Genomic DNA, 24,486 nt, shown 5'->3' on the forward strand with positions numbered 1-24,486 from the left:
GCTCATGTCACACCCCGCTCGCCACGGTGTCGTGCAGTGCAATCATCGCTTCCCGCGCCCAACGCGCGCTCAGGCGCTGGCCGGTCTGGTGCTGCGCGCTGCTGTCGACCCACTGAGTGTTGGCGTGGCTGATGCTCAGGGTCTGGCCGTTTTCCAGTTTCAATTCATAGCGCGTGGCGCTGCCCTGATATTGGATGTCGTGGAGTAGCCCGCTGACTTCGATTTCGTGGCTGGCCAATGGGCCTTCGGCAAACCGCACGTGTTCCGGGCGGATCGAAAACGGCTGCGGATGGCCGCTGATCTGGCGCGCCAGATCGCCACGAATCACATTCGAGGTGCCGACGAATTCGGCGACGAAAGTGGTGGTCGGTTTCATGTACAGATTGCGCGGCGTGTCGACCTGCTCGATGCGGCCCTTGTTGAACACGGCGACGCGATCGGACATTGACAGCGCTTCGGTTTGATCGTGAGTGACGAAGATGAAAGTGATGCCGAGCTGGCGTTGCAGCTTCTTCAGTTCGCTCTGCATTTGTTCGCGCAGTTTCAGGTCGAGGGCGCCAAGCGGCTCATCGAGCAACAGCACACGCGGGCGATTGACCAAGGCGCGGGCGAGGGCGACACGTTGGCGCTGACCGCCGGACAACTGCACCGGTTTGCGTGCGCCGTAACCGCCGAGGGCGACCATGTCCAAGGCTTCTTCGGCGCGTTTATGCCGCTCGTTTTTGCCGACGCCTTTGACCTTTAAACCGTAGGCGACGTTGTCGAGGACGTTCATGTGCGGGAACAACGCGTAGTCCTGAAACACCGTGTTGACGTCACGTTGATACGGCGGCAAACCGGCCGCCTCGGCCCCGTGAATGCGGATCGAGCCGGCGCTCGGTTGTTCGAACCCGGCGATCAGGCGCAGGCAGGTGGTTTTGCCCGAGCCGGATGGGCCGAGCATGGAAAAGAACTCGCCGTCCTCGATATCGATGGAAACCCGGTCGACGGCTTTTACGTCGCCGAACTGCCGGGAAACGTTGGTGAACTGGACTGCAAGCGTCATGGTGCGGTGCTCCAAAAAGGCGAAAGCCGTCGCAGCGGCCCTGCCTGGACTTCTGAAAAATCTGAATCGTTTTACGGTTTGCTTGGCTCACACATTCGGCGGACGAGATGCGATCTGCTTTTAGCTCCCTCTCCCTCCGGGAGAGGGCGGGGGGTGAGGGTGGCGGTTTCGGCCATTGCTCTGAGATCAAGAGCAAAGGCAAAAGCTACCCCCTCACCCCAACCCTCTCCCCCAGGGGGGCGAGGGGGAAAGGGAGAAGACCGCGTCGTTATTGAGAGCTAGCGGCCGCCCATGATCGCGATGTAGTCCTGGGTCCAGCGGCTATACGGCACAAACTTGCCACCCTCAGCCTGCGGGGTTTTCCAGAAGGCGATTTTGTCGAACTGGTCGAAACCGTTGGTCTTGCAACCTTCAGCGCCAAGCAACTCACTTTCTTTGCACCCCCCAGGAACGGCCGGCAACGAACCAAACCACGCCGCCACATCGCCCTGGACTTTCGGTTTCAGCGACCAGTCCATCCATTTGTACGCGCAGTTCGGGTGCTTGGCCTCGGCGTGCAGCATCGTGGTATCAGCCCAACCCGTGGCGCCTTCTTTCGGAATGGTCGAAGCAATCGGCTGCTTCTCGTTCATCAAACCGTTGACCTGATACGGCCAGGCACTCGACGCCACCACGCCTTCGTTTTTGAAGTCGCTCATCTGCACCGTGGTGTCGTGCCAGTAGCGGTGGATCAGCGGCTGCTGTGCGCGCAACAGATCAAGCACGGCTTTGTACTGATCTTCGGTCAGTTGATACGGATCCTTGATTCCCAGTTCAGGCTTGGTCGACTTCAGATACAGCGCCGCATCTGCGATGTAGATCGGGCCGTCATACGCCTGCACGCGGCCCTTGTTCGGCTTGCCGTCGGGCAGATCCTGAGCGGTGAACACCACGTTCCAACTGGTCGGCGCAGTCTTGAACACGTTGGTGTTGTACATCAGCACGTTCGGTCCCCACTGGTACGGGGTGCCGTAAGTCTGCTGGTTGACCACGTACCACGGCGCATCTTTCAGGCGCGGGTCGAGGGTGTTCCAGTTCGGGATCAACGCGGTGTTGATCGGTTGCACACGCTTGCCGACGATCAACCGCAGTGAGGCATCGCCTGATGCGGTGACCAGGTCGTAACCGCCCTTGGCCATCAGGCTGACCATTTCGTCCGAGGTAGCGGCGGTTTTCACATTGACCTTGCAGCCGGTCTCTTTCTCGAAACCGGTCACCCAGTCATAGGCCTTGTCGCTCTCACCACGTTCGATGTAACCCGGCCACGCAACGATATCCAGCTGACCTTCGCCAGCACCGACAGCCTTTAACGGCTCGGCCGCTTGCAGGCTGGCGCTGGCCAGCAGGGCCGTGGTGATTGCACTGAGCAGTGCGGTCTTGTGCACGAACATGGTTGAACCCTCTTCTTTAAATTATGGTCGGGGCAGTTGTGAACGCGGTGAAGCATGCCGTTGGCGGCTTGTTATTAGCTTAGTCAGAGATGCTGGCCGTGGCGGGCCATGATGTGCCGCACCACGCTGTAGTCCTGCAGCGAATCACTGGATAAGTCTTTGCCGTAACCGGAGCGTTTCAGCCCACCGTGGGGCATTTCGCTGACCAGCATGAAATGGCTGTTGATCCACGTGCAGCCGTACTGCAAGCGCGCGGCAACCTGCATGGCCTTGTCGAGATTCTGTGTCCAGACCGACGAGGCGAGGCCGTATTCGGAGTCGTTGGCCCAGTCGACGGCTTGCGCGAGTTCGTCGAAACGGGTCACGGTGACCACCGGGCCGAACACTTCGCGCTGAACGATTTCGTCGCTCTGTTTGCAACCGGCGAGCAGCGTCGGCTGATAGTAGAAACCGGCACCGGAGTGCACCGCCGCACCGGTCACGCGTTCGATGTGCGGCTGGCCGAGGGCGCGCTCGACGAAACTGGCGACGCGGTCGCGCTGACGGGTGCTGATCAGCGGGCCGATCTCATTATCGGCATCACGTTTGCCGGCGAAGCGCAGGCTGCTGACGGCGGCGCCGAGTTCGGCGACCAATTTGTCGTGAATCCCGGCCTGCGCGTAGATCCGGCAGGCAGCGGTGCAGTCCTGCCCGGCGTTGTAGTAACCGTAAGTGCGCACGCCATCGACCACGGCCTGGATGTCGGCGTCGTTGCAGACGATCACCGGGGCTTTGCCGCCGAGTTCGAGGTGCGTGCGTTTCAGGGTTTTCGCGGCGGCCTGGAGGATTTTCTGCCCGGTGACGATATCGCCGGTCAGCGAGACCATGCGCACCTTGGCGTGGCCGACCAAATGGCTGCCGACGCCTTCGCCGCCACCGCAGATGATGTTGATGACCCCGCGCGGGAGGATTTCGGCCAGCGCTGGCGCCAGAGCGAGGATCGACAGCGGCGTGTGTTCGGACGGTTTGAACACCAGCGTGTTGCCGGCGGCGAGGGCCGGGGCGATTTTCCACGCGGCCATCATGATCGGGTAGTTCCACGGCGCAATCGAAGCGACCACGCCAATCGGGTCGCGACGGACCATGCTGGTGTAGCCCGGCAGGTATTCGCCGCTGAGCTGACCGGTCTGGCAGCGTACGGCGCCGGCGAAGAAACGGAATACGTCGACGGTCGCGGTCAAATCGTCCTGACGCGCCAGGTGCAACGGCTTGCCGCAGTTCAGCGATTCGAGGCGGGCGAGGTGGTCGGCGTGTTTTTCCACGGCGTTGGCGATCTCGAGCAACAGGTTCGAACGTTGCTGCGGCGTGGTGCGCGACCACTCGGCAAAGGCGCGGTGGGCGGCGAGGATGGCGGCTTCGACTTGCTCGGTGCTGGCTTCGGCGATGTGCGTGAGGATTTCGCCGGTGGCCGGATTGAGAATCGGCTCGACAAAACCTTCCCCGGCGACCAGTTCGCCATCAATCAACAACGCGGTACACATCGGGGTCTGCGCGCCAGCCATTTTCCGCGATCTCTTTTCTTGTGTGGCCATTGTTGCTCCCTGAAACCCGGGAGCCGGCCGTCTTATAGATGCAGCAAGACTAGTGCGCGGCTCCGAGGTCGACAAATACTAAATACTGAAGGCAGCATTCGATTAAATAGATGGCTTGCGCCCGCCGTGGGGTTGCTCGCGTGCGACAGTCAGGAATGGGTCGACCAATGTGGGACGCGCGGTGCCACGGCGCCAGGCCAGGCCGACGTCCAAGGTCTGATTGAGGTCGGCGATCGGACGCGCTTCGATGATGTCGCCCTCCAGCGACCATGGGCGATAAGTCATGTCCGGCTGGATCGACACGCCCAATCCGGCGGCGACCAGACTTCGCACGGCCTCGGTGGACGCGGTTCTCAGAGTGATTTTCGGTTGCAGCCCGGAACCGCGCCAGAAACGCTGGGCATTGCGATCCATTTCATCGACGTTAAGTTGAATCAACGGTTCGCGGGCGACGTCGGCGAGATTGATGCTGTCGTGCTCCAGCAGTGGATGCTGGGCCGGAAGCCACAAACGGTGCGGTGAGTGAGTCAGTACTTCAGTCTGCAAAGCGTGGCGATCTTCGAGGTTGGAGAGGATCAATACGCCGACATCGATCTCGCCACTGACCAGCAAATGCTCGATGTAGGGCCGTTCGTCTTCCATCACTCTGATTTCGACATTGGGATACGCGCGCTGAAACCGGGTGAGCAGATCCGCCAGGTAATAACCGGCGACCAGACTGGTTACGCCGACGATCAACTGCCCGGCGACCTGATCGGTACTCTGTTGCAGGCTGCGTTTGGCGTTGTCCACGGTCGCCAGAATCAGGTGCGCCTGGCGTAGGAATTGATGACCTTGGTGTGTCAGCGTCATGCCCTTGGCGTGGCGGCTGAACAGGCTGACGCCGATTTCCTCTTCCAGTTGCTGGATCGCCAGGGTCAGGGTCGATTGGGATATGAACGCGGTTTGCGCGGCGGCGGAGATCGAGCCGGTCTCGGCCACGGCGATGAAGTGACGAATCTGACGCAGGGTCATCATGAGAAGGGCTACCCAGTGGGCGGTTTTTATAGATTGGCCTGAGTGTATATCTATTTTCACGAAGGGCTGCTGCAGGGCGAGCAACATCTGGAAGCACACTCGCAGGTCGGACAGGGGCACTTTCGAACTAGGCTGAGGGCCTTATAGATCCGGATAACCCCTGTTTGGAGGCGGAACATGAACACCCGTGGATTGCTCGATCAACTGCTCAAGTCCGGCCAGGATCTATTGCAGAACAAGGCTGGCGGAACGCAGAACAAACCGGCTGCCGGTGGCTTGGGCGGTTTGCTCGGCGGCGCATCAGGCTCTGGTGGCCTCGGCAGTCTGCTGTCAGGTGCAGGTGGTGGTGCATTGGCCGCAGGTGCGATGGGCCTGCTGCTCGGTAACAAGAAAGTGCGCAAGGTCGGCGGCAAAGTTGCGATCTACGGCGGCCTCGCGGCGCTGGGTGTGTTGGCCTACAAGGCTTACGGCAACTACAACGCGCAAAAAGGCACAGCGCCACAAAGCGAGCCGCAAACCCTCGACCGCTTGCCACCGGCACAAGCCGAACAGCACAGTCAGGCCATTCTCAAAGCACTGGTGGCGGCCGCCAAGGCTGACGGCCATATCGATGACCGTGAACGCCAACTGATCGAAGGCGAATTCACCAAACTCGACAACGATCAGGAACTGCAACACTGGCTGCACGCCGAGCTCAACAAACCCTTGGACCCGACCGACGTCGCCCGGGCCGCGAGCACGCCGGAGATGGCGGCAGAAATGTACATCGCCAGTGTGATGCTGGTGGATGAGGAAAGCTTTATGGAGAAGAGCTATCTGGATGAACTGGCGCGGCAACTGAAGCTGGAGCCGGGGTTGAAGGTGGAGTTGGAGAAGCAGGTGCGCATCGCATCGGTGTAAACCCGGCTGGCCCTTTCGCGAGCAAGCTCGCTCCCACAGGGGATTGCGTTCCAATGTGGGAGCGAGCTTGCTCGCCAAGGCATTTTCCGCCGCACCCCGGCGGCAATGACAGATATATCGCCTCTTTTTGCCATTACCCCACTGGCACGCCCACCCGCAATTGTCGGACAGTCCTAGCCCAGAGCCCTCCCGCGACCAAGGCGGACAGGCCCGAGGGTTACAAAGCGTCTTATAAATGAAACACCGCCCTCGGCTATACTCCCCGCATTTCGACTAGGCACGAGGAATCACTGTGAAGAACTGGACGTTGCGCCAACGCATTTTGGCGAGCTTTGCGGTGATTATCGCCATCATGTTGCTGATGGTTGTCGTCTCTTATTCGCGGTTGCTGAAGATCGAGGCCAGTGAAAACAGCGTGCGTGATGACGCGATTCCCGGCGTCTATTACAGCTCGATGATCCGTGGCGCGTGGGTCGACAGTTACATGCAGACGCAAGAACTGCTCGGACTCAAGGAAGGTCAGGGGATTTCCAGCGAGGACGCGGCCGACTACAAGGCTTTCGAGGCGCGTTTGCAGGAGCAGATGGAGAACTATCGCAAGACGATGGCGACCGACGAGGATCGTCTCGAGTTTGCCGCGTTCGAGAAGTACCACGACGCCTACCTCCAGATTCAGGATGCCGTGCTGGACCTGCACAAGCGCAACCTGGAAGCGGACGCGGTCAGGATGTTCCACGAAAAGCTGACGCCAGCCTGGTATTCCGGGCGTATGAAGCTCAACGACATCATCGGCGAGAACAAGAGAGTCGCCGATCAGGCCATGAACAACATCGACGAGGCGGTGGCGGCGGCCAAGGTCAGCATGTTCGTCTCGCTGCTGGTGGCTGTGCTGGCGGCCGGTGCCTGCGGCTTGCTGTTGATGCGCGCGATCATGGCGCCGATGAACCGCATTGTGCAGATTCTCGAAACCATGCGTACCGGCGACCTCAGTTCGCGTCTCAACCTCGACCGCAAGGACGAGTTCGGCGCCGTCGAAACCGGCTTCAACGACATGATGACCGAGCTGACTGCGCTGGTATCCCAGGCGCAACGTTCGTCGGTGCAGGTCACCACCTCGGTGACCGAAATCGCTGCCACCTCCAAGCAACAACAAGCCACCGCTACCGAAACCGCCGCGACCACCACCGAGATCGGCGCGACTTCGCGCGAGATCGCCGCTACCTCGCGCGATCTGGTACGCACCATGACCGAAGTGTCCACCGCCGCCGATCAGGCCTCGGTGCTGGCCGGCTCCGGCCAGCAAGGCCTGGCGCGCATGGAAGACACCATGCACTCGGTGATGGGCGCGGCCGATCTGGTCAACGCCAAACTGGCGATCCTCAATGAGAAGGCCGGCAACATCAATCAGGTGGTGGTGACTATCGTCAAGGTTGCCGACCAGACCAACCTGTTGTCGCTCAACGCAGCGATTGAAGCCGAAAAGGCCGGTGAATACGGTCGCGGTTTTGCCGTGGTTGCCACCGAAGTGCGGCGTCTGGCGGATCAGACCGCTGTCGCCACTTACGACATCGAGCAAATGGTCCGTGAGATCCAGTCGGCGGTGTCGGCGGGTGTCATGGGCATGGACAAATTCTCCGAAGAAGTGCGCCGTGGCATGTCCGAAGTGCAGCAGGTCGGCGAGCAGTTGTCGCAGATCATCCATCAAGTGCAGGCGCTGGCGCCGCGGGTGTTGATGGTCAACGAAGGCATGCAGGCCCAGGCCACCGGCGCCGAGCAGATCAACCATGCGCTGGTGCAGTTGGGCGACGCCAGCAGCCAGACCGTCGAGTCGTTGCGTCAGGCCAGTTTCGCCATCGACGAACTGAGCCAGGTAGCCGTCGGGCTGCGCAGCGGCGTTTCGCGATTCAAAGTCTGATGAGCGAAATCCTCGCCAAACGCAGCGCCGCGCAGGTGGCGAAGCCGGCGTTATTCCTGCTGTTTCGCATCGGCAGCGAGCGCTACGCCTTGCGAGCCACCGAAGTGGCGGAAGTGCTGCCGCGCCTGCCGCTCAAGCCAATCGCCCGGGCGCCGCAGTGGGTCGCCGGGGTGTTCGCCTATCGCGGTGCGGTGGTGCCGGTGATCGACCTCAGCGTATTGACCTTCGGTCATCCCGCCGAGGCGCGCACCAGCACCCGTCTGGTATTGGTCAATTATCGGCCGGATGAAGCGCAACCCGCGCAATGGCTCGGGCTGATTCTCGAACAGGCCACCGACACCCTGCGTTGCCATCCGCAAGAGTTTCAGCCTTACGGCCTCGACAACCGCGCGGCGCCTTACCTCGGCCCGGTGCGTGAAGATGCCCAGGGATTGGTGCAATGGGTACGGGTCAATGACTTGCTCGATGACGCCGTGCGTACTTTGCTGTTCCCCGATCCGCCGCTGAGTCCGGCGCAGCTTGAGGCGCAGTCATGAGCAGTGATCAGCGCTTTTTCGACTTTCTCAAGGAGCGCATCGGCCTCGATGTGACCTCGGTTGGCCCGGCGATCATCGAGCGCGCTGTGCGCCAGCGCACGACACTCTCGCAAGCCGCGCATGCCGATGAGTATTGGCAATTGCTGCAAGGCTCGCGAGACGAACAACAGGCGCTGATCGAAGCGGTGATCGTCCCCGAAACGTGGTTTTTCCGTTATCCAGAGTCCTTTGCCACGCTGGGCAAACTGGCGCGCAATCGCCTCGCTGAACTGAACAATATGCGTGCTTTGCGCATTCTCAGCCTGCCATGTTCCACCGGCGAAGAACCCTATTCGATTGCCATGGCCTTGCTCGATGCCGGGCTCAAACCGCATCAGTTCAAGGTCGATGGCATGGACGTCAGCCCGCTGTCGGTGGAGAAGGCGCGGCGTGCGCTGTACGGCAAGAATTCGTTTCGCGGCCAGGATCTGGACTTTCGCGAACGGCACTTCACGCCTGAGCAGGACGGCCATCGGGTCAATGACTATGTGCGTGAGCAAGTGCGTTTGCAGGTCGGCAATGTGCTCGATCCGACGCTGCTGACCAGCGAGCCAGCGTTCGATTTCGTGTTCTGCCGCAACCTGCTGATCTATTTCGACCAGCCGACGCAGAAGCAGGTGTTCGAGGTGCTCAAGCGCCTGACCCATTTCGATGGCGTGCTGTTTATCGGCCCGGCCGAGGGCAGTTTGCTCGGGCGTCTGGGCATGCGTTCGATCGGTATCCCGCAATCCTTCGCGTTCAGTCGCCACAGCGATCCGCACCCCGAGCCGTTGCCAACGCCCAAGCCCATCGTGGTGCCGGTCAGCCAACCGCCTCGCAGCACGCAGCCAGCACCAGTTCGCACTCGACCGTTTGCCGCCGTAACGCCACTGCCGACCGCCAGCAAAAGTGCCAACCCGGATGCGGCGACCCTGCTGGCCAATATCGCCGCGCTGGCCAACGAAGGCAAAAGCGCTGAAGCCCGGGCGGCCTGCGAACAGTATTTGCGTAGCCATGAACCGGTGGCTCAGGTGTTTTACTGGCTCGGTCTGCTCAGCGACGTCGCCGGCCTGACCCTCGAAGCTCAGGGCTTCTACCGCAAGGCGTTGTACCTCGAACCGCAACACCCTGAAGCGTTGATGCACCTGGCCGCGTTGTTGCAGGCTCAGGGCGATACAGCGGGTGCCAGACGATTGCAGGAGCGTGCCGCCCGCAGCGGCCGCACCGCCGACAGTGAGCGTAAACGATGATCCCGTCCGACACCTTGAACGTCACCCACGAAGACGCCCGGGCCATCGACGATTGCTGGAACCGCATCGGCATTCACGGCGACAAGTCCTGTCCGCTGCTCGAAGACCACATTCATTGCCGCAATTGTTCGGTGTATTCCGCCGCCGCCACGCGCCTGCTCGACCGTTATGCGTTGCAACAGGACGAACGCGACCCGGTGGCGATCGCTGTCGAAAGCGATGTGAAAACCCGCTCGCTACTGATGTTCCGGCTCGGTGAAGAATGGCTGGGGCTGGCGACGCGCAGTCTCGTCGAAGTCGCGCCACTGCAGGCGATTCATTCATTGCCGCACCAGCGCTCACGCGCATTGCTCGGTGTGGCCAATGTGCGTGGTGCGCTGGTGGCCTGCCTGTCGCTGGTTGAATTGCTCGATCTGGATGGCAACGCCGCGCCAGCCACCGGCGCGCGCATTATGCCGCGGATGCTGATCATCGCCGCCCGTGGCGGGCCGGTGGTGGTGCCGGTGGATGAGGTCGACGGTATTCATGCCATCGACGAGCGCATTCTTGATGCCGCCTCGCAATCCGGCGCGCAAGCCAGTGCCAAATACACCCGTGGTGTTCTGCAGTATCGCGGTCGCAGCCTGCGTTGGCTGGATGAAGAACAGCTGCTGTCCGCCGTGACCCGGAGCCTCACATGACCCCCGAGCAAATGCGCGACGCCTCGCTGCTGGAGCTGTTCAGCCTCGAAGCCGAAGCCCAGACCCAAGTGCTCAGCGCCGGATTGCTGGCCCTGGAGCGCAACCCGACCCAGGCCGATCAACTGGAATCGTGCATGCGCGCGGCGCATTCGCTCAAAGGCGCGGCGCGAATTGTTGGCATCGATAGCGGCGTCAGCGTCGCCCATGTCATGGAAGATTGCCTGGTCAGCGCCCAGGAGGGGCGCTTGTTGCTGCGGCCCGAACACATTGATGCGCTGTTGCAGGGCACCGATTTGCTGATGCGCATCGCCACACCGACCAATGCGCCGCAGCCGAGCGATATTGAAACTTATGTGGCGTTGATGGCGGGTTTGCTCGATCCGTCGACGCCGCCGACAGCGTTCGTTGCGCCGCCGATGGCCGAGTTGCAACTTCAAGCGCCGCCCGTATTTGAACTGACGCCAGCGCCGATCATCGAAGCCCCGGTCGAACCCTCTGAACCGGCGCCACGCAAAAGCAAACGCACCACCGAAGGTGGCGAACGGGTGCTGCGGGTCACCGCTGAACGCCTGAACAGTTTGCTCGATCTGTCGAGCAAGTCGCTGGTGGAAACCCAGCGCCTCAAACCGCATCTGGCGACCATGCAGCGCCTCAAACGCATGCAGAATAACGGCTTGCGAGCGCTGGAAAATCTCAACGTCCACCTCAAGGAACACGCGCTGAGCCTTGAAGCGCTGGAAGCCTTGGAGGACGCGCGCCGTTTGCTCGCCGAATCCCAGCAATTGCTGAGCGAGAAAAACGCCGAACTCGACGAGTTCGCCTGGCAGGCCAGCCAGCGCGCACAAGTGCTCTACGACACGGCGTTGGCCTGCCGCATGCGACCCTTTGCGGACGTGCTGACCGGTCAGGTGCGCATGGTCCGCGATCTGGGCCGCAGCCTCGGCAAGCAGGTGCGGCTGGAGATCGAAGGCGAGAAAACCCAGGTTGATCGCGATGTGCTGGAAAAACTCGAAGCACCGCTGACGCATTTGCTGCGCAATGCGGTCGATCACGGCATCGAAACCCCGGAACAACGGCTGCTCAAGGGCAAACCGGAAGAAGGCTTGATCCGCCTGCGCGCCTCGCATCAGGCCGGTCTGCTAGTGCTGGAGTTGAGCGATGACGGCAATGGCGTCGACCTGGAGAAGGTCCGCCGCAGTATTGTCGAGCGGCAGTTATCTCCAGCCGAAACCGCTGCGCAACTGAGCGAAGAAGAACTGCTGACGTTCCTGTTCCTGCCCGGTTTCAGCTTGCGCGACACGGTCACCGAAGTTTCTGGACGGGGCGTTGGCCTCGATGCCGTTCAGCACATGGTTCGCCAGTTGCGCGGGGCCGTGGTGCTGGAGCAAACGGCGGGAGAGGGCAGTCGCTTTCATCTGGAAGTACCGCTGACCTTGTCGGTGGTGCGCAGTCTGGTGGTGGAAGTTGGCGAAGAGGCCTACGCCTTCCCGCTGGCGCACATCGAACGCATGTGTGATCTGGCGCCGGAGGACATCGTGCAGGTCGAAGGCCGTCAGCATTTCTGGCACGAAGGCCAGCACGTCGGGCTGGTTGCGGCCAGCCAGTTGCTCAACCGCCCGGCCAGCCAAAACAGTGGCGAAACCCTTAAAGTTGTGGTGATCCGTGAGCGCGATGCGGTTTACGGGGTTGCCGTGGAGCGCTTTATTGGCGAACGCACGCTGGTGGTCTTGCCGCTCGATGAGCGTCTGGGCAAAGTGCAGGACATCTCCGCCGGCGCCTTGCTTGATGACGGCTCGGTGGTGCTGATCGTCGACGTCGAAGACATGCTGCGCTCGGTGGACAAACTGCTCAATACCGGGCGCCTTGAGCGCATCGCGCGTCACGGCAATCAAGCTGCCGAGGCGGCGCGCAAGCGGGTGCTGGTGGTCGACGACTCGCTGACCGTGCGCGAGCTGCAACGCAAACTGCTGCTCAATCGCGGCTACGATGTCGCCGTGGCGGTGGACGGCATGGACGGTTGGAACGCGCTGCGTTCGGAAGACTTCGATTTGCTGATCACCGACATCGACATGCCGCGCATGGACGGCATCGAGCTGGTCACCCTGCTGCGCCGCGACAACCGTCTGCAATCGCTGCCGGTGATGGTTGTGTCATACAAGGATCGGGAAGAGGACCGCCGCCGTGGCCTCGATGCCGGCGCCGACTATTATTTAGCCAAAGCCAGTTTTCATGACGACGCCCTGCTCGACGCAGTGGTCGAGCTTATTGGAGGAGCGCGGGCATGAAGATCGCCATCGTCAACGACATGCCCATGGCGGTGGAGGCCCTGCGCCGGGCGCTGGCCTTCGAGCCGGCGCATCAGGTGGTCTGGGTCGCCCGCAATGGTGCCGAGGCAGTGCAACTGTGCGCCGAAAACACCCCGGATCTGATCCTGATGGATCTGATCATGCCGGTGATGGACGGCGTCGAAGCCACGCGCCGGATCATGGCCGAAACCCCGTGCGCGATCGTCATTGTGACGGTCGATCGCCAGCAGAACGTGCACCGGGTCTTCGAAGCCATGGGCCACGGCGCGCTGGACGTGGTCGATACCCCGGCGCTCGGCGCCGGCAATGCCCAGGAAGCGGCGGCGCCGTTGCTGCGCAAGATCCTCAATATCGGCTGGCTGATCGGCGAGAAACCCACGCGCTCGCGTCCGACGCCGACGGCCCAGCGCAGTTCTGCGTCGTGTCAGCGACTGGTGGCGATCGGCTCATCTGCAGGCGGGCCGGCGGCGCTGGAGGTGCTGCTCAAAGGCTTGCCCAAGGATTTCTCGGCGGCGATTGTGCTAGTGCAGCATGTCGATCAGGTCTTTGCTGCCGGCATGGCCGAATGGCTGGCCAGCGCCAGTGGCCTCGATGTGCGTCTGGCCCGTGAAGGCGAACCGCCGCAGGCCGGCGCCGTGTTGCTGGCCGGCACCAACCACCATATTCGCTTGTTGAAAAACGGCACGCTGGCCTACACCGCCGAGCCGGTCAACGAGATCTACCGCCCCTCTATCGATGTGTTTTTCGAAAGTGTCGCCAGTTATTGGAATGGCGACGCGATCGGGGTTTTATTGACCGGGATGGGACGCGACGGCGCGCAAGGGCTTAAGCTCATGCGCCAGCAGGGTTACTTGACCATCGCGCAGGATCAGCAAAGCAGTGCGGTGTACGGCATGCCCAAAGCCGCCGCGGCGATTGATGCCGCGGTTGAAATCCGTGCGCTGGAAAAGATAGCGCCACGATTGCTGGAGGTTTTTCCCAAATGAACAGGTTTATCCGCAATCCTGGCCCCCGCAGTACTCAGGTGACCGCCCATGAATGACTTACAGATCGACGACATTAAAACCGACGAAAACGCCGCCATGGTGTTGTTGGTGGACGATCAAGCGATGATCGGCGAAGCGGTGCGCCGTGGGCTGTCGAATCAAGAAAACATCGACTTCCACTTCTGCTCCGACCCGCAGCAGGCCATTGCCCAGGCGGTGCGGATCAAACCGACGGTGATTCTCCAGGACCTGGTGATGCCCGGCCTCGATGGCCTGAGCCTGGTGCGCGAATACCGCAATCACCCGGCGACCAAGGACATTCCGATCATCGTCCTGTCGACCAAGGAAGACCCGCTGATCAAGAGCGCGGCGTTCTCTGCCGGCGCCAACGATTACCTGGTGAAACTGCCGGATACCATCGAGCTGGTGGCGCGCATCCGCTATCACTCGCGTTCCTACATGACCTTGCTGCAGCGCGACGCGGCGTACCGCGCGCTGCGCGTCAGCCAGCAGCAATTGCTCGACACCAATCTGGTGCTGCAACGCCTGATGAACTCCGACGGCCTGACCGGGCTGTCCAACCGCCGGCACTTCGACGAGTACCTGGAACTGGAGTGGCGCCGCTCGTTGCGGGAACAGAGTCAGTTGTCGCTGTTGATGATCGACGTCGATTACTTCAAGTCCTACAACGACAGCTTTGGTCACGTTGAAGGCGACGAAGCGTTACGCAAGGTCGCTACGGCGATCCGCGAGGCCAGCGCACGACCGTCGGATCTGCCGGCGCGTTATGGCGGTGAGGAGTTTGTGCTGGTGCTGCCGAACACCTCGCCGGGCGGCGCGCGGCTGGTCGCGGAGAAACTGCGCCAGACCGTGGCATCCTTGAAAATCCCGCACAACACCCCGGCGGAAGGGGCGAGCCTGACCATCAGTATTGGTCTGGCGACCATGGTGCCGCAGGCGGGTAGTGATTGTCGGTTGCTGATTTCGGCGGCGGATCGTGGCCTTTACCTGGCGAAGAACAATGGGCGTAATCAGGTCGGGATCGAGTAAACGCTGACCCTCACCCCAGCCCTCTCCCAATGGGAGAGGGGGCCGACCGGGGTGTCTGGCGCTGAACATCGACCTGATCGACCGAGTCGATTATGGATCTTCAAGCTTGGCGATCATGGATTCGGCAAAGCCATTTCACGTCGGCGTACCTCCCGAGCAAACCCGAATCAGTCCCCTCTACCTCTGGGAGAGGGCTAGGGTGAGGGCAGGCCCATACGCCAATTTCCGCCTGAAAGCCTTGGCGATTATGGATTCGGCAAAGCCATTTCAGTTCGGCGTACCTCCCGAATATCCCCCAATCGGTCCCCTCTACCTCTGGGAGAGGGTTAGGGTGAGGGCAAAGGTTTTAATGATCCCCACACCCGCCAGACGGGCTGCCGTCACAGCCTGATTACGTTATACTCGCCGGCTTTCAAAAGTTCGCCAATGAGTGCTGCCCGTCATGGAAATCAACCCGATCCTGAACACCATCAAGGACCTGTCCGAGCGCTCCGAAACTATTCGGGGGTATCTTTGACTACGATCAAAAGCATGAGCGTCTGACCGAAGTCAATCGCGAGCTTGAAGATCCGAGCGTCTGGAACAAACCTGAATACGCCCAGGAACTGGGCCGCGAGCGCGCTGCGCTGGCGCAGATCGTCGATACCCTCGATGAACTGAACGGCGGTCTGGCCGATTGCCGTGACCTGCTGGACATGGCCGTCGAAGAAAACGACGAAGGCGCAGTGGGCGATGTCGTCGCCGAGCTGGCCCGTCTCGAGGAAAATCTGGCCAAGCTGGAATTCCGCCGCATGTTCAGCCATGAAATGGACCCGAACAACGCCTACCTGGACATCCAGGCCGGTTCCGGCGGCACCGAAGCCCAGGACTGGGCCAACATCCTCCTGCGCATGTACCTGCGCTGGGCGGATAAACGCGGTTTCGACGCGACCATCATGGAACTGTCGGCCGGTGAAGTCGCCGGTATCAAAGGTGCGACCGTGCACATCAAGGGCGAATACGCCTTTGGCTGGCTGCGTACCGAAATCGGCGTACACCGTCTGGTGCGCAAGAGCCCGTTTGACTCCGGCAACCGTCGTCACACCTCGTTCTCCGCGGTTTTCGTCTCGCCGGAGATCGATGACAAGGTCGAAATCGAAATCAACCCGGCAGACCTGCGGATCGACACCTATCGTTCCTCCGGTGCCGGTGGTCAGCACGTAAACACCACCGACTCGGCCGTACGTATCACTCACGTACCGACCAACACCGTGGTCAGCTGCCAGAACGAGCGTTCCCAGCACGCCAACAAGGACACCGCCATGAAAATGCTGCGGGCCAAGTTGTACGAGCAGGAAATGCAGAAACGCAACGCCGCGTCGCAAGCGCTGGAAGACACCAAGTCGGACATCGGTTGGGGTCACCAGATTCGCTCGTACGTGCTCGATGCGTCGCGGATCAAGGATCTGCGCACCAACATCGAACGCAGCGACTGCGACAAGGTACTCGACGGCGATATCGACGAATACCTGTATGCCAGCCTGAAATCCGGGCTGTAAAAGACGCATTACAGGATCGGCTGATTCAACCCGATCCCTGTAGGAGCCAGCCCTGCTGGCGATCCCCGGGCCGCAAGGCCCGGGGGCAACGAACCTGATGGAATATCTAAAGACATGAGCGACCAACAACTCGACCCGCAAGCCCTGCAACAGGAAGAAAACTCCCTGATCGCCCTGCGCAAGGAAAAGCTGGCTGCCGAGCGCGCCAAGGGCAACGCCTTCCCGAACGACTTCCGCCGCGAAAACTACTGCGAAGATCTGCAGAAGAAATACGCGGACAAGACCAAGGAAGAGCTGGCAGAGGCTGCAATCCCGGTCAAGGTTGCCGGTCGCATCATGCTCAACCGTGGCTCGTTCATGGTGATCCAGGACATGACCGGTCGCATCCAGGTCTACGTCAACCGTAAAACCCTGTCGGAAGACACCCTCGCCGCGGTGAAAACCTGGGACATGGGCGACATCATTGCCGCTGAAGGCACCCTGGCGCGTTCCGGCAAGGGCGACCTGTACGTTGAAATGACCAGCGTGCGTCTGCTGACCAAATCTCTGCGTCCGCTGCCGGATAAGCACCACGGCCTGACCGACACCGAACAGCGCTACCGTCAGCGCTACGTTGACCTGATCGTCAACGAAGACGTGCGCCAGACCTTCCGCGTGCGTTCGCAAGTGATCGCGCACATCCGCAGCTTCCTGATGAAGCGCGACTTCCTCGAAGTCGAAACGCCGATGCTGCAGACCATTCCGGGCGGCGCTGCGGCCAAGCCGTTCGAAACCCACCACAACGCGCTGGACATGGAAATGTTCCTGCGTATCGCGCCAGAGCTGTATCTGAAGCGTCTGGTGGTCGGTGGTTTTGAAAAGGTCTTCGAGATCAACCGCAACTTCCGTAACGAAGGCGTTTCGACTCGTCACAACCCTGAATTCACCATGTTGGAGTTCTATCAGGCGTACGCCGATTACGAAGACAACATGGACCTGACCGAAGAACTGTTCCGTGAACTGGCGCAGCTGGTACTGGGCAGCACCGACGTGCCGTACGGCGACAAGGTGTTCCACTTCGGCGAGCCGTTCGTGCGCCTGTCGGTGTTCGACTCGATCCTCAAGTACAACCCTGAGCTGATCGCCGATGATCTGAACGACATCGACAAGGCGCGCGCCATCGCCAAGAAGGCCGGCGCCAAGGTGCTGGGCTTCGAAGGTCTGGGCAAACTGCAGGTGATGATTTTCGAAGAGCTGGTCGAGCACAAGCTGGAACAGCCGCACTTCATCACCCAGTACCCGTTCGAAGTGTCGCCGCTTGCGCGTCGCAACGACGACAACCCGAACGTCACCGACCGCTTCGAGCTGTTCATCGGTGGCCGTGAAATCGCCAACGCCTACTCCGAGTTGAACGACGCGGAAGACCAGGCCGAGCGCTTCATGGCGCAGGTGGCCGACAAGGACGCCGGCGACGACGAAGCCATGCACTACGACGCCGACTTCGTGCGCGCGCTGGAGTACGGCATGCCGCCAACGGCCGGTGAAGGTATCGGCATCGATCGTCTGGTGATGTTGCTGACCAACTCGCCGTCGATTCGCGATGTGATCCTGTTCCCGCACATGCGACCGCAAGCGTAAACGTTTCAGTTAAAAAGCCGCCTAAAACAGGCGGCTTTTTATTGCCTGTCTGGTACAAATGTATCAATTGGTTACTTTTGAATTGCAGAGGAAGTTCTGTCGTGATGGGTGCAATAGCTCAAGAAGGTGCAGCGGGTATCGCCACTGCGGTCGCTGAAAGCGTTCAGTACCAGGGTCGCAAGGCCAGCCGACAGGGCAGTGAGCAGCGTCGCCAGGACATTCTCGACGCGGCGATGCGCATTGTCGTGCGTGACGGTGTGCGTGCCGTGCGCCACCGCGCGGTGGCGGCCGAGGCCGGAGTGCCGCTGTCGGCGACCACCTATTACTTCAAGGATATCGACGACCTGCTCACCGATACCTTCGCTCAATACGTTGAACGCAGCGCGGCGTACATGGCCAAGCTGTGGGTCAACAACGAAGGTTTGCTGCGCGAAATGGTCGTCAGTGGCGACGGCAGCCCGGAGTCGCGCTCGCAGCTGGCTGATGACATCGCGCGGTTGATGGCTGACTACGTGCATCGTCAGTTGGTTAACCGTCGTGAACATTTGATGGCTGAACAGGCGTTCCGTCAGGAAGCATTGCTTAATCCGCGTCTGGCGATTCTGGTGCGTTCGCATCAGCAGATTCTGTTGCAGGGCACCTGCCAGTTGTTCCAGGTGCTGGGCTCGCGTGAACCGCAACAGGATGCCAAGGTGTTGACGGCGATTATCGGTCGGATGGAATATCAGGGCCTGCTCAACGACGCCGAGCCTTTGGCCGAAGAGGACATGCTCGGCATTCTGACGCGCTATATGCATCTGGTGCTCGCGTCGGTCTGATCCTCTGGGGAAACATTGAACCCTGTGGGAGCGAGCTTGCTCGCGAAGACGGACTGACATTCAACATTAATGTTGGCTGTGCTGACGCTTTCGCGAGCAAGCTCGCTCCCACAGGTTCGGTGGCGTATTCAAGGGCGGCGAATGTTCATAGGGAGTATTGAATGAAAGCCTGGCGTGGCGTGCTGATCGCCTTGTCGTTCCTGCTGCTCAGTGGCTGTCTGGTGACCTTCAAGGAGCCGCTGACCGCCAGTGACCCGGCGCCCAAGGGCCTGCTCGGCAAATGGTCGAGCACCAACGCCTGGGGCGAGCCGATGAACCTTGAGCTGACGCGCCTGGGCAACGACCGCTATCAGGCTGTCACGTACTTCAAGGCCAAACCCCGCGAACGCGAAGCCTATCCCTTCACTGTGTCGCGCCATGGCAGCCGCTGGTATCTGTCGGCGAAAGTCCCGGCGCAGTACGGTGGCCACTTCACCATCGCCGGCTTCGAACTCACCGACAAACACGAACTGGTGGTCTACAACCTCGATCTCGAGCAGATCAACCAGGCGATCAAACAAAAAGCCCTCGACGGTCAGGCCTTCCAGACCGACGATGGCGACGGCGTGCAAGTCGACAGTAACCTCGATAAGGTCTTTGCTTACCTCGATGATCCGGCCAATTCCGATGTCTTCGTGGAAGCCGTGCGCTACCAGCGCCAGGCCCGCGCCAAATAATTCAGTTTTCTACAGGAGTTTCGGGTGGACGATTACCAGCAGACGATACGCATGTTGTCCGATCGCATTGTGCTGGCGCAGACGCCGATTCGTGTGCTCGACGCCGTCAAGTGGGACGAGAACATTCGCAAGGGGTTCCTCAAGGCCAAAGGCAAGGAAATGCCGGCGGTGGATCGCGACTACTACCTCAATCGGCCGCTGAGTTTCGATTCGAGCAAGGTCAAGCTGGAGTTCCAGAACATCGAGCGCGACATCACCCGCCAGCTTGGCCAGTTCAACCCGGTCGGGCAGATCATGCGGCGCATGTGCAAGGAATACCGCATGGTGGTGCGCATGCTCGAAGCGCGCGGTACCGAAGATTTCGGTCTGATCTCCCAAGAGTTGTATGGCGCCGCGTCTGATGCGTTCCACGCCGGTGACCCGACCCTGGCCGACCTCGGCCTGATGATGTCCGACTACCTGAACAACATTGATGGCCGTGGCGATTTGAAGGACGAGCCGAAGATCCTCACCGCCAAGGACGCCGTGCATCTGCTGCAAACCCGTCTGAACAAAGTGTTCGGCGAGGCCGAAGAAACCATCCGCGTATTCGAGTCCGACGGCATTGTTGCCGACGCAGCGGCAGGCGCTGACTACATCAAGATCCGCACCGACGCGATGTTCAACGACCGTGACGTGCGCGCGCTGGAAGTCCACGAAGGCCTGGTCCACGTCGGCACCACGCTCAACGGTTTGAACCAGCCGATCTGCACCTTCCTGTCCAAAGGCCCACCGTCGTCGACGGTGACCCAGGAAGGCCTGGCGATCCTGATGGAAATCATCACCTTCGCCTCCTACCCGAGCCGCCTGCGCAAACTGACCAACCGCACCCGCGCCATTCATATGGTCGAGGAGGGCGCGGACTTCCTGCAGGTTTTCGAATTCTTCCGTGAGCAGGGCTTCGAGATGGCGGAAAGTTACGGCAACGCCAGTCGCGTTTTCCGTGGATCGACACCGACCGGTCTGCCATTTACCAAAGACTTGTCCTATCTCAAGGGCTTTATCATGGTTTACAACTACATTCAGTTGGCCGTGCGTAAGGGCAAGCTTGAGCAGATTCCGTTGTTGTTCTGCGGCAAGACCACGCTGGAAGACATGCGCACCTTGCGCCAGCTGGTGGATGAAGGATTGGTGGTGCCGCCGAAGTATCTGCCTGACCAGTTCCGCGATTTGAATGCGTTGTCGGCGTGGATGTGCTTCTCCAACTTCCTCAACCATTTGAGCCTGGACCGGATCGAAGCGGATTACTCCAATATCCTCTAGCCCACACAATAAACCCCTGTAGGAGTGAGCCTGCTCGCGATAGCGGTGTGTCAACCAACACAAATAGCGACTGACACACCGCTATCGCGAGCAGGCTCGCTCCCACAGTTTTGATTTGTGTCTGACTCCCTATTTTCGCGAGGTTTCACCGGATGAGAATCCTCGGCATCATTTGCCTGCTCCTGACCCTCGGCGGTTGCAGTTCGCTGTTGTTCTACCCTGAGCCGGGCCAGATATTCACCCCGGAAAAAGCCAAGCTCGAATACCGCACCGTCACCCTGGTCACGGCGGATGGCTTGAAGCTCAACGCCTGGTGGCTGCCGGCCAAACCCGGCGTAGAGGTCAAAGGCACCGTCCTGCACCTGCACGGCAATGGCGGCAATCTGCCTATGCATTTGGGCGGGAGCTGGTGGCTGCCAAAAAACGGCTATCAAGTGCTGCTGGTCGACTATCGCGGTTATGGCTTGTCCGAAGGCAAACCGAGCCTGCCGGCGATCTATCAGGACATCGACGCCGCGTTCGCATGGCTGGACAAGGCGCCTGAAGTCAAAGGCAAGCCGCTGATCCTGCTCGGCCAAAGCCTCGGCGGTTCGATGGCGGTGCATTGGCTGGTGCAGCATCCCGAGCGGCAAAAACAGCTGAAAGCGCTGGTCCTCGACGGCGTGCCCGCGAGCTATCGCAGCGTCGGCCAATACGCGCTCAGCACTTCGTGGCTGACCTGGCCATTTCAGGTGCCGTTGTCGTGGCTGGTGCCGGACAGCGACAGTGCGATCAACTCGATGCCGCAACTCAACGGCGTGCCGAAACTGATCTTCCACAGCATCGACGATCCACTGGTGCCGCTGTCCAACGGCATCCGTCTGTATCAAACAGCGCCGCCACCGCGCGTGCTGCAACTGACCCGCGGCGGTCATGTGCAGACCTTCGGTGACCCGGTGTGGCGCCAGGTCATGCTGCGCTACCTCGACGATCCCGAGCACTTCAACGGCCTGCGCCGCCTCGGCGAAATCCCCAATTATCCGACACCCCCGAATTCTGAAGACGAGAGTCCGCAATGACTGAAGAACGTAACGCCATCCCGCTGATCATCACCGGTATCTGCAGCATCCTCGGCACCGTCGGGGCGCTGTGGTACTACGGCTATCTGCACTTCGCCAAACCCGAGGATGCGTTGCTGCTCAACGAATTCACCATGCTCAAGACTGTTCCGGGTGAGGATTACAAGGTTTCGCTGGACCCCGCGCCGCAAGTGGCGCAGTGCATTGATGGGGTGCTGGTGTTGTTCGATACCGAGCAGAAAGGTCTGACCGGTGTGTTGATCAACGCACAGAAAAAAGCCGTGCGCTGCATGGGCGAAGAAACCCCGCAGAAGCTTGAGCAGTGATTCTGCAGGACCAGCCCTCACCCTAACCCTCCCGAAACGTCGGACCGCCCAGAGGGAGAGGGGACTGACCGAGGTGTTCTTTCGCTATACGCCGACCTGATCCATCGCGTCGAACACAAACTCTGAAAGCGCCATAAATCGGCTCCCTCTCCCTCGGGAGAGGGCTGGGGTGAGGGGCCACCATTTCAGCCCGCACAAAAAAGCCCCGCCTGACTCAGTCAGGCGGGGCTTTCGCGTTACAGCAGTGCGCTTAGTTCGAGCTGACCGCCGAACGTGGCATCACTGGCTGGTTGTCGTTGGAAATGGTCACTTCCACACGACGGTTCATCGCACGGCCGGAAGCGCTGCCGTTCTCGGCAACCGGGTATTCCTTGCCGTAGCCTTGGGTGACGATGCGCGCTGGATCAACGCCCATTTTCACCAGTGCGGTGCGCACGGAGTTGGCGCGACGCTCGGACAGCGACTGGTTGTGGCTGGCGGTCCCGGTGCTGTCGGTGTAACCCTCGACGATCACTTTGCGATCCGGGTTTTCCTGAAGGAACTGCGCCAGTTTGTTGATGTTGACCAAACCGCTGGACTTGAGGTCAGCACGGTCGGTGGCGAACAGTACGTCACCGAAAGTCACCAGCGTACCGCGATCGGTCTGCTTGGCGTTCAGGCTGTCCTGCAGTTGTTTGATCTGCTGATCGCGAGCATCCAGACGCGCCTGGGCACGTTGGGCGGCGGCGTTCTTCAGGTTATTTTCCGCAGTGCGCAGGGCGATGGTCTGCTTGGCCACTTCCACACGCTGGTTGGTGAGGTAGGCCAGTTGGTCAACCTTGGCAGCGTCTTGCTTGTCCAGATAAGCCTTGTCGGCCTTGTCCAGGTAGTCGCTGGCGTCTTTGGTTTCCAGTGCTGCGACTTTGCTCGCCTGTGGGTTGGCTTGCAGGCCGGCGTAGTTGGTGCGCGCGTTTTCCAGATTCGGGTTAGGCGGAGTCGAGCAGGCAGCCAAGGCAACGCTTGCGGCGAGGAGAGCGGGGATCATCAGTTGCTTACGCATAATTTTCTTCCTTTCTATCGATAAGAGATTCAGCTTTGCGGTCGGGATGCGCGCTTACTGCACGGTGCGCTGACTTTCCTGACGCAGTTCCTGAACACCTTTCTGGGAATCCTTCACAGCCTGTTCGGCTTTAGCGGCCTGAGCCTTGCGTTCGGCGACGCGAGCGTCCCACTCGGCTTGCTCGGACAGGATGCGAGCTTCGTCATACTTCTTGTCGTGCATGGCGATTTCGGCTTGTTTCAGTTTGTCCTGTGCTTGCTTCATCTCAACGGCAGCGAACTCGGTACCGCCAGCGCTGACGGCGCTGTTCACCGCCGACTGGGTCACGGCGTATTGCTCGGTCGGTGGGTTACCGGCGCAACCGGCCAGTACGAAGCTGGTGCCGATGGCCAGAGCCGCCAGTTTCAGACCGCGCAGGTGGGTAAACGAGGTTTGGTTTTTCATGGTCTTCAACTCCATTAGGCATCTCCTGAAAACAACTGAATCCATCCTGGTCGAGGAGCCGAAAGCGTCGTGTGAAAGGCGTTTTTGAAACGCTCGTTCCAGGCGTGGTTACAGGTTCCGACCGGAGGCGTTTTTCAAAAGTTCAGAAAAGATGGCCTATCGCCAAAATAATTTTTGACCGAATGGACAAGGCTCTAGAGCGGGAACTTTGGCGGGATGAAGCGGTACGCGCGGAGTTTTCGGATCCCGAAAACACACTGATTTTGAACTGGAATACGATCTTTGTAGGAGTGAGCCTGCTCGCGATAGCGGTGTATCAGACAACAAAAATGTCGACTGAAAATCCGCCATCGCGAGCAGGCTCACTCCTACAGTTTGATCTGTGGAATGTCAGTGTTTTTGCTTGCCTGCTGCGGCCGAGAGGTCATGCAAATGCCGGCGCGAAAGGGCCAGAAAACGCGGCGTAGGCCCGACGTCTTCATACAGCGGATCACCTTCCTCATCGGTCGCCACCACCGTCGAACCCTTCACATACGGCAGGCTCGCTTCAAACTCTTCAAGCGCCGCGCCGATCAGTTCGCCAAGCAATTCTTCGACATGACGTTTGGGGTACATCTCGGTAATCGCTGCCAGACGCGCAGCAGCTTCAACGTCCAGATGAATCGCGTAGCCAGTGTCGGTCAGGCGACCCTTGGCGTTTTCTTCCCAATGCTGGGCGAGTTCACGAATTTTCATGATGACCTCATTTCGCGCCTGCTCATGGCAGGCCTGGGTGAGTGTCCGGCAGCGCCGGCGGCAAGCCGTTGTGCGGCTTACTGTTGAGACTAGCTTTCGCCCACAAGGTTTAACGTCCCTTGGTCGGATGCTTGTAAGAAGCGTCGTAGAGCGGCACTCTCTAGGTCATGCACTCGTTTCTAAGCCGTC

22 protein-coding genes are annotated in these 24,486 nt (G+C 60.4%); 15 read left to right on the forward strand and 7 right to left on the reverse strand.

The window, feature by feature from the left end; genetic code table 11:
• Nucleotides 1-7: 7 nt before the first annotated feature.
• From AB4O01_RS25850 to AB4O01_RS25865, 4 genes are all read right to left on the reverse strand, one after another.
• Nucleotides 8-1,045, reverse strand: a complete 1,038-nt coding sequence (locus AB4O01_RS25850; RefSeq protein WP_460089973.1) for an ABC transporter ATP-binding protein — start codon at nt 1,043-1,045, stop codon at nt 8-10.
• A gap of 278 nt (nt 1,046-1,323) precedes the next feature.
• Nucleotides 1,324-2,475: a putative ABC transporter substrate-binding protein YdcS gene (ydcS, locus tag AB4O01_RS25855; RefSeq protein WP_460089974.1), complete on the reverse strand. Its 1,152-nt coding sequence runs from the start codon at nt 2,473-2,475 to the stop codon at nt 1,324-1,326.
• Between the two features lie 83 nt (nt 2,476-2,558).
• Nucleotides 2,559-4,016, reverse strand: a complete 1,458-nt coding sequence (locus AB4O01_RS25860) for a gamma-aminobutyraldehyde dehydrogenase (protein WP_095050362.1) — start codon at nt 4,014-4,016, stop codon at nt 2,559-2,561.
• Nucleotides 4,017-4,148: 132 nt separating this feature from the next.
• Nucleotides 4,149-5,063, reverse strand: coding sequence for a LysR family transcriptional regulator (locus tag AB4O01_RS25865; protein ID WP_093436738.1), 915 nt, complete (start codon nt 5,061-5,063; stop codon nt 4,149-4,151).
• A 177-nt stretch (nt 5,064-5,240) separates the two neighbouring features.
• On the opposite strand from AB4O01_RS25865, the gene AB4O01_RS25870 reads away from it, so the two are divergent.
• The 15 genes from AB4O01_RS25870 (at nt 5,241) to AB4O01_RS25940 (ending at nt 22,079) form a co-directional block, all read left to right on the forward strand.
• A complete protein-coding gene (locus AB4O01_RS25870) occupies nt 5,241-5,963 on the forward strand; it encodes a tellurite resistance TerB family protein (protein WP_093436735.1) in 723 nt (240 codons plus the stop codon).
• A gap of 292 nt (nt 5,964-6,255) precedes the next feature.
• Entirely contained in the window at nt 6,256-7,878 is a 1,623-nt protein-coding gene (locus AB4O01_RS25875; RefSeq protein ID WP_099758097.1) for a methyl-accepting chemotaxis protein, read from the forward strand.
• The gene (locus tag AB4O01_RS25880) at nt 7,878-8,414 is read left to right on the forward strand and encodes a chemotaxis protein CheW (protein WP_460089975.1); all 537 of its coding nucleotides are present in this window, start codon (nt 7,878-7,880) and stop codon (nt 8,412-8,414) included. The genes AB4O01_RS25875 and AB4O01_RS25880 overlap by 1 nt, the downstream gene beginning before the upstream one ends.
• A complete protein-coding gene (locus tag AB4O01_RS25885; protein ID WP_320335722.1) occupies nt 8,411-9,682 on the forward strand; it encodes a CheR family methyltransferase in 1,272 nt (423 codons plus the stop codon). Before AB4O01_RS25880 ends, AB4O01_RS25885 begins: the two co-directional genes overlap by 4 nt.
• Nucleotides 9,679-10,362, forward strand: a complete 684-nt coding sequence (locus AB4O01_RS25890) for a chemotaxis protein CheW (RefSeq protein ID WP_093436721.1) — start codon at nt 9,679-9,681, stop codon at nt 10,360-10,362. The genes AB4O01_RS25885 and AB4O01_RS25890 overlap by 4 nt, the downstream gene beginning before the upstream one ends.
• Nucleotides 10,359-12,647, forward strand: coding sequence for a response regulator (locus AB4O01_RS25895; RefSeq protein ID WP_460089976.1), 2,289 nt, complete (start codon nt 10,359-10,361; stop codon nt 12,645-12,647). Before AB4O01_RS25890 ends, AB4O01_RS25895 begins: the two co-directional genes overlap by 4 nt.
• On the forward strand, nt 12,644-13,654 hold the full coding sequence (cheB, locus tag AB4O01_RS25900; RefSeq protein WP_093436715.1) for a chemotaxis response regulator protein-glutamate methylesterase: 1,011 nt from the start codon (nt 12,644-12,646) through the stop codon (nt 13,652-13,654). The genes AB4O01_RS25895 and cheB overlap by 4 nt, the downstream gene beginning before the upstream one ends.
• A gap of 48 nt (nt 13,655-13,702) precedes the next feature.
• Entirely contained in the window at nt 13,703-14,704 is a 1,002-nt protein-coding gene (locus AB4O01_RS25905) for a response regulator (protein ID WP_093436712.1), read from the forward strand.
• Nucleotides 14,705-15,146: 442 nt separating this feature from the next.
• A protein-coding gene (gene prfB / locus AB4O01_RS25910; RefSeq protein WP_102900567.1) for a peptide chain release factor 2 occupies nt 15,147-16,242 on the forward strand; the annotation gives its coding sequence in 2 pieces (ribosomal slippage) (nt 15,147-15,218 and nt 15,220-16,242; 1,095 coding nt in all).
• A 114-nt stretch (nt 16,243-16,356) separates the two neighbouring features.
• Entirely contained in the window at nt 16,357-17,859 is a 1,503-nt protein-coding gene (gene lysS, locus AB4O01_RS25915) for a lysine--tRNA ligase (protein WP_460089977.1), read from the forward strand.
• 104 nt (nt 17,860-17,963) lie between these two features.
• Nucleotides 17,964-18,677, forward strand: coding sequence for a TetR/AcrR family transcriptional regulator (locus AB4O01_RS25920; protein WP_034154855.1), 714 nt, complete (start codon nt 17,964-17,966; stop codon nt 18,675-18,677).
• Nucleotides 18,678-18,838: 161 nt separating this feature from the next.
• On the forward strand, nt 18,839-19,393 hold the full coding sequence (locus AB4O01_RS25925) for a hypothetical protein (protein ID WP_460089979.1): 555 nt from the start codon (nt 18,839-18,841) through the stop codon (nt 19,391-19,393).
• Between the two features lie 51 nt (nt 19,394-19,444).
• Nucleotides 19,445-20,695: a flavohemoglobin expression-modulating QEGLA motif protein gene (locus AB4O01_RS25930; protein ID WP_175559644.1), complete on the forward strand. Its 1,251-nt coding sequence runs from the start codon at nt 19,445-19,447 to the stop codon at nt 20,693-20,695.
• Between the two features lie 152 nt (nt 20,696-20,847).
• On the forward strand, nt 20,848-21,753 hold the full coding sequence (locus AB4O01_RS25935; protein WP_460089980.1) for an alpha/beta hydrolase: 906 nt from the start codon (nt 20,848-20,850) through the stop codon (nt 21,751-21,753).
• On the forward strand, nt 21,750-22,079 hold the full coding sequence (locus AB4O01_RS25940) for a hypothetical protein (RefSeq protein WP_034154859.1): 330 nt from the start codon (nt 21,750-21,752) through the stop codon (nt 22,077-22,079). The genes AB4O01_RS25935 and AB4O01_RS25940 overlap by 4 nt, the downstream gene beginning before the upstream one ends.
• A 250-nt stretch (nt 22,080-22,329) precedes the next feature.
• Here AB4O01_RS25940 and AB4O01_RS25945 read toward each other — a convergent pair whose 3' ends face one another.
• From AB4O01_RS25945 to AB4O01_RS25955, 3 genes are all read right to left on the reverse strand, one after another.
• Nucleotides 22,330-23,118 carry an OmpA family protein gene (locus AB4O01_RS25945; protein WP_007908901.1) on the reverse strand — a complete coding sequence of 263 codons (789 nt, stop codon included), beginning with the start codon at nt 23,116-23,118 and terminating at the stop codon, nt 22,330-22,332.
• Nucleotides 23,119-23,172: 54 nt separating this feature from the next.
• On the reverse strand, nt 23,173-23,577 hold the full coding sequence (locus AB4O01_RS25950; protein ID WP_093436697.1) for a DUF4398 domain-containing protein: 405 nt from the start codon (nt 23,575-23,577) through the stop codon (nt 23,173-23,175).
• Nucleotides 23,578-23,952: 375 nt separating this feature from the next.
• Nucleotides 23,953-24,297 carry a pilin assembly protein gene (locus tag AB4O01_RS25955; RefSeq protein ID WP_093436693.1) on the reverse strand — a complete coding sequence of 115 codons (345 nt, stop codon included), beginning with the start codon at nt 24,295-24,297 and terminating at the stop codon, nt 23,953-23,955.
• Nucleotides 24,298-24,486 lie beyond the last annotated feature (189 nt).

The sequence above is a fragment of the Pseudomonas sp. S2_E02 genome, from assembly GCF_054668355.1.

Bases quoted from the DNA above. Each gene is read 5' to 3' on its own strand.
- AB4O01_RS25870 (WP_093436735.1), top strand. From the start codon at position 5,241: ATGAACACCCGTGGATTGCTCGATCAACTGCTCAAGTCCGGCCAGGAT.
- ydcS (WP_460089974.1), bottom strand. From the start codon at position 2,475: ATGTTCGTGCACAAGACCGCACTGCTCAGTGCAATCACCACGGCCCTG.
- AB4O01_RS25885 (WP_320335722.1), top strand. From the start codon at position 8,411: ATGAGCAGTGATCAGCGCTTTTTCGACTTTCTCAAGGAGCGCATCGGC.
- AB4O01_RS25940 (WP_034154859.1), top strand. From the start codon at position 21,750: ATGACTGAAGAACGTAACGCCATCCCGCTGATCATCACCGGTATCTGC.
- AB4O01_RS25920 (WP_034154855.1), top strand. From the start codon at position 17,964: ATGGGTGCAATAGCTCAAGAAGGTGCAGCGGGTATCGCCACTGCGGTC.
- AB4O01_RS25865 (WP_093436738.1), bottom strand. From the start codon at position 5,063: ATGATGACCCTGCGTCAGATTCGTCACTTCATCGCCGTGGCCGAGACC.
- AB4O01_RS25955 (WP_093436693.1), bottom strand. From the start codon at position 24,297: ATGAAAATTCGTGAACTCGCCCAGCATTGGGAAGAAAACGCCAAGGGT.
- AB4O01_RS25860 (WP_095050362.1), bottom strand. From the start codon at position 4,016: ATGGCTGGCGCGCAGACCCCGATGTGTACCGCGTTGTTGATTGATGGC.
- AB4O01_RS25925 (WP_460089979.1), top strand. From the start codon at position 18,839: ATGAAAGCCTGGCGTGGCGTGCTGATCGCCTTGTCGTTCCTGCTGCTC.
- AB4O01_RS25895 (WP_460089976.1), top strand. From the start codon at position 10,359: ATGACCCCCGAGCAAATGCGCGACGCCTCGCTGCTGGAGCTGTTCAGC.
- AB4O01_RS25935 (WP_460089980.1), top strand. From the start codon at position 20,848: ATGAGAATCCTCGGCATCATTTGCCTGCTCCTGACCCTCGGCGGTTGC.
- AB4O01_RS25945 (WP_007908901.1), bottom strand. From the start codon at position 23,118: ATGCGTAAGCAACTGATGATCCCCGCTCTCCTCGCCGCAAGCGTTGCC.
- AB4O01_RS25930 (WP_175559644.1), top strand. From the start codon at position 19,445: ATGTTGTCCGATCGCATTGTGCTGGCGCAGACGCCGATTCGTGTGCTC.
- AB4O01_RS25850 (WP_460089973.1), bottom strand. From the start codon at position 1,045: ATGACGCTTGCAGTCCAGTTCACCAACGTTTCCCGGCAGTTCGGCGAC.
- cheB (WP_093436715.1), top strand. From the start codon at position 12,644: ATGAAGATCGCCATCGTCAACGACATGCCCATGGCGGTGGAGGCCCTG.
- AB4O01_RS25890 (WP_093436721.1), top strand. From the start codon at position 9,679: ATGATCCCGTCCGACACCTTGAACGTCACCCACGAAGACGCCCGGGCC.
- AB4O01_RS25880 (WP_460089975.1), top strand. From the start codon at position 7,878: ATGAGCGAAATCCTCGCCAAACGCAGCGCCGCGCAGGTGGCGAAGCCG.
- lysS (WP_460089977.1), top strand. From the start codon at position 16,357: ATGAGCGACCAACAACTCGACCCGCAAGCCCTGCAACAGGAAGAAAAC.
- AB4O01_RS25950 (WP_093436697.1), bottom strand. From the start codon at position 23,577: ATGGAGTTGAAGACCATGAAAAACCAAACCTCGTTTACCCACCTGCGC.
- AB4O01_RS25905 (WP_093436712.1), top strand. From the start codon at position 13,703: ATGAATGACTTACAGATCGACGACATTAAAACCGACGAAAACGCCGCC.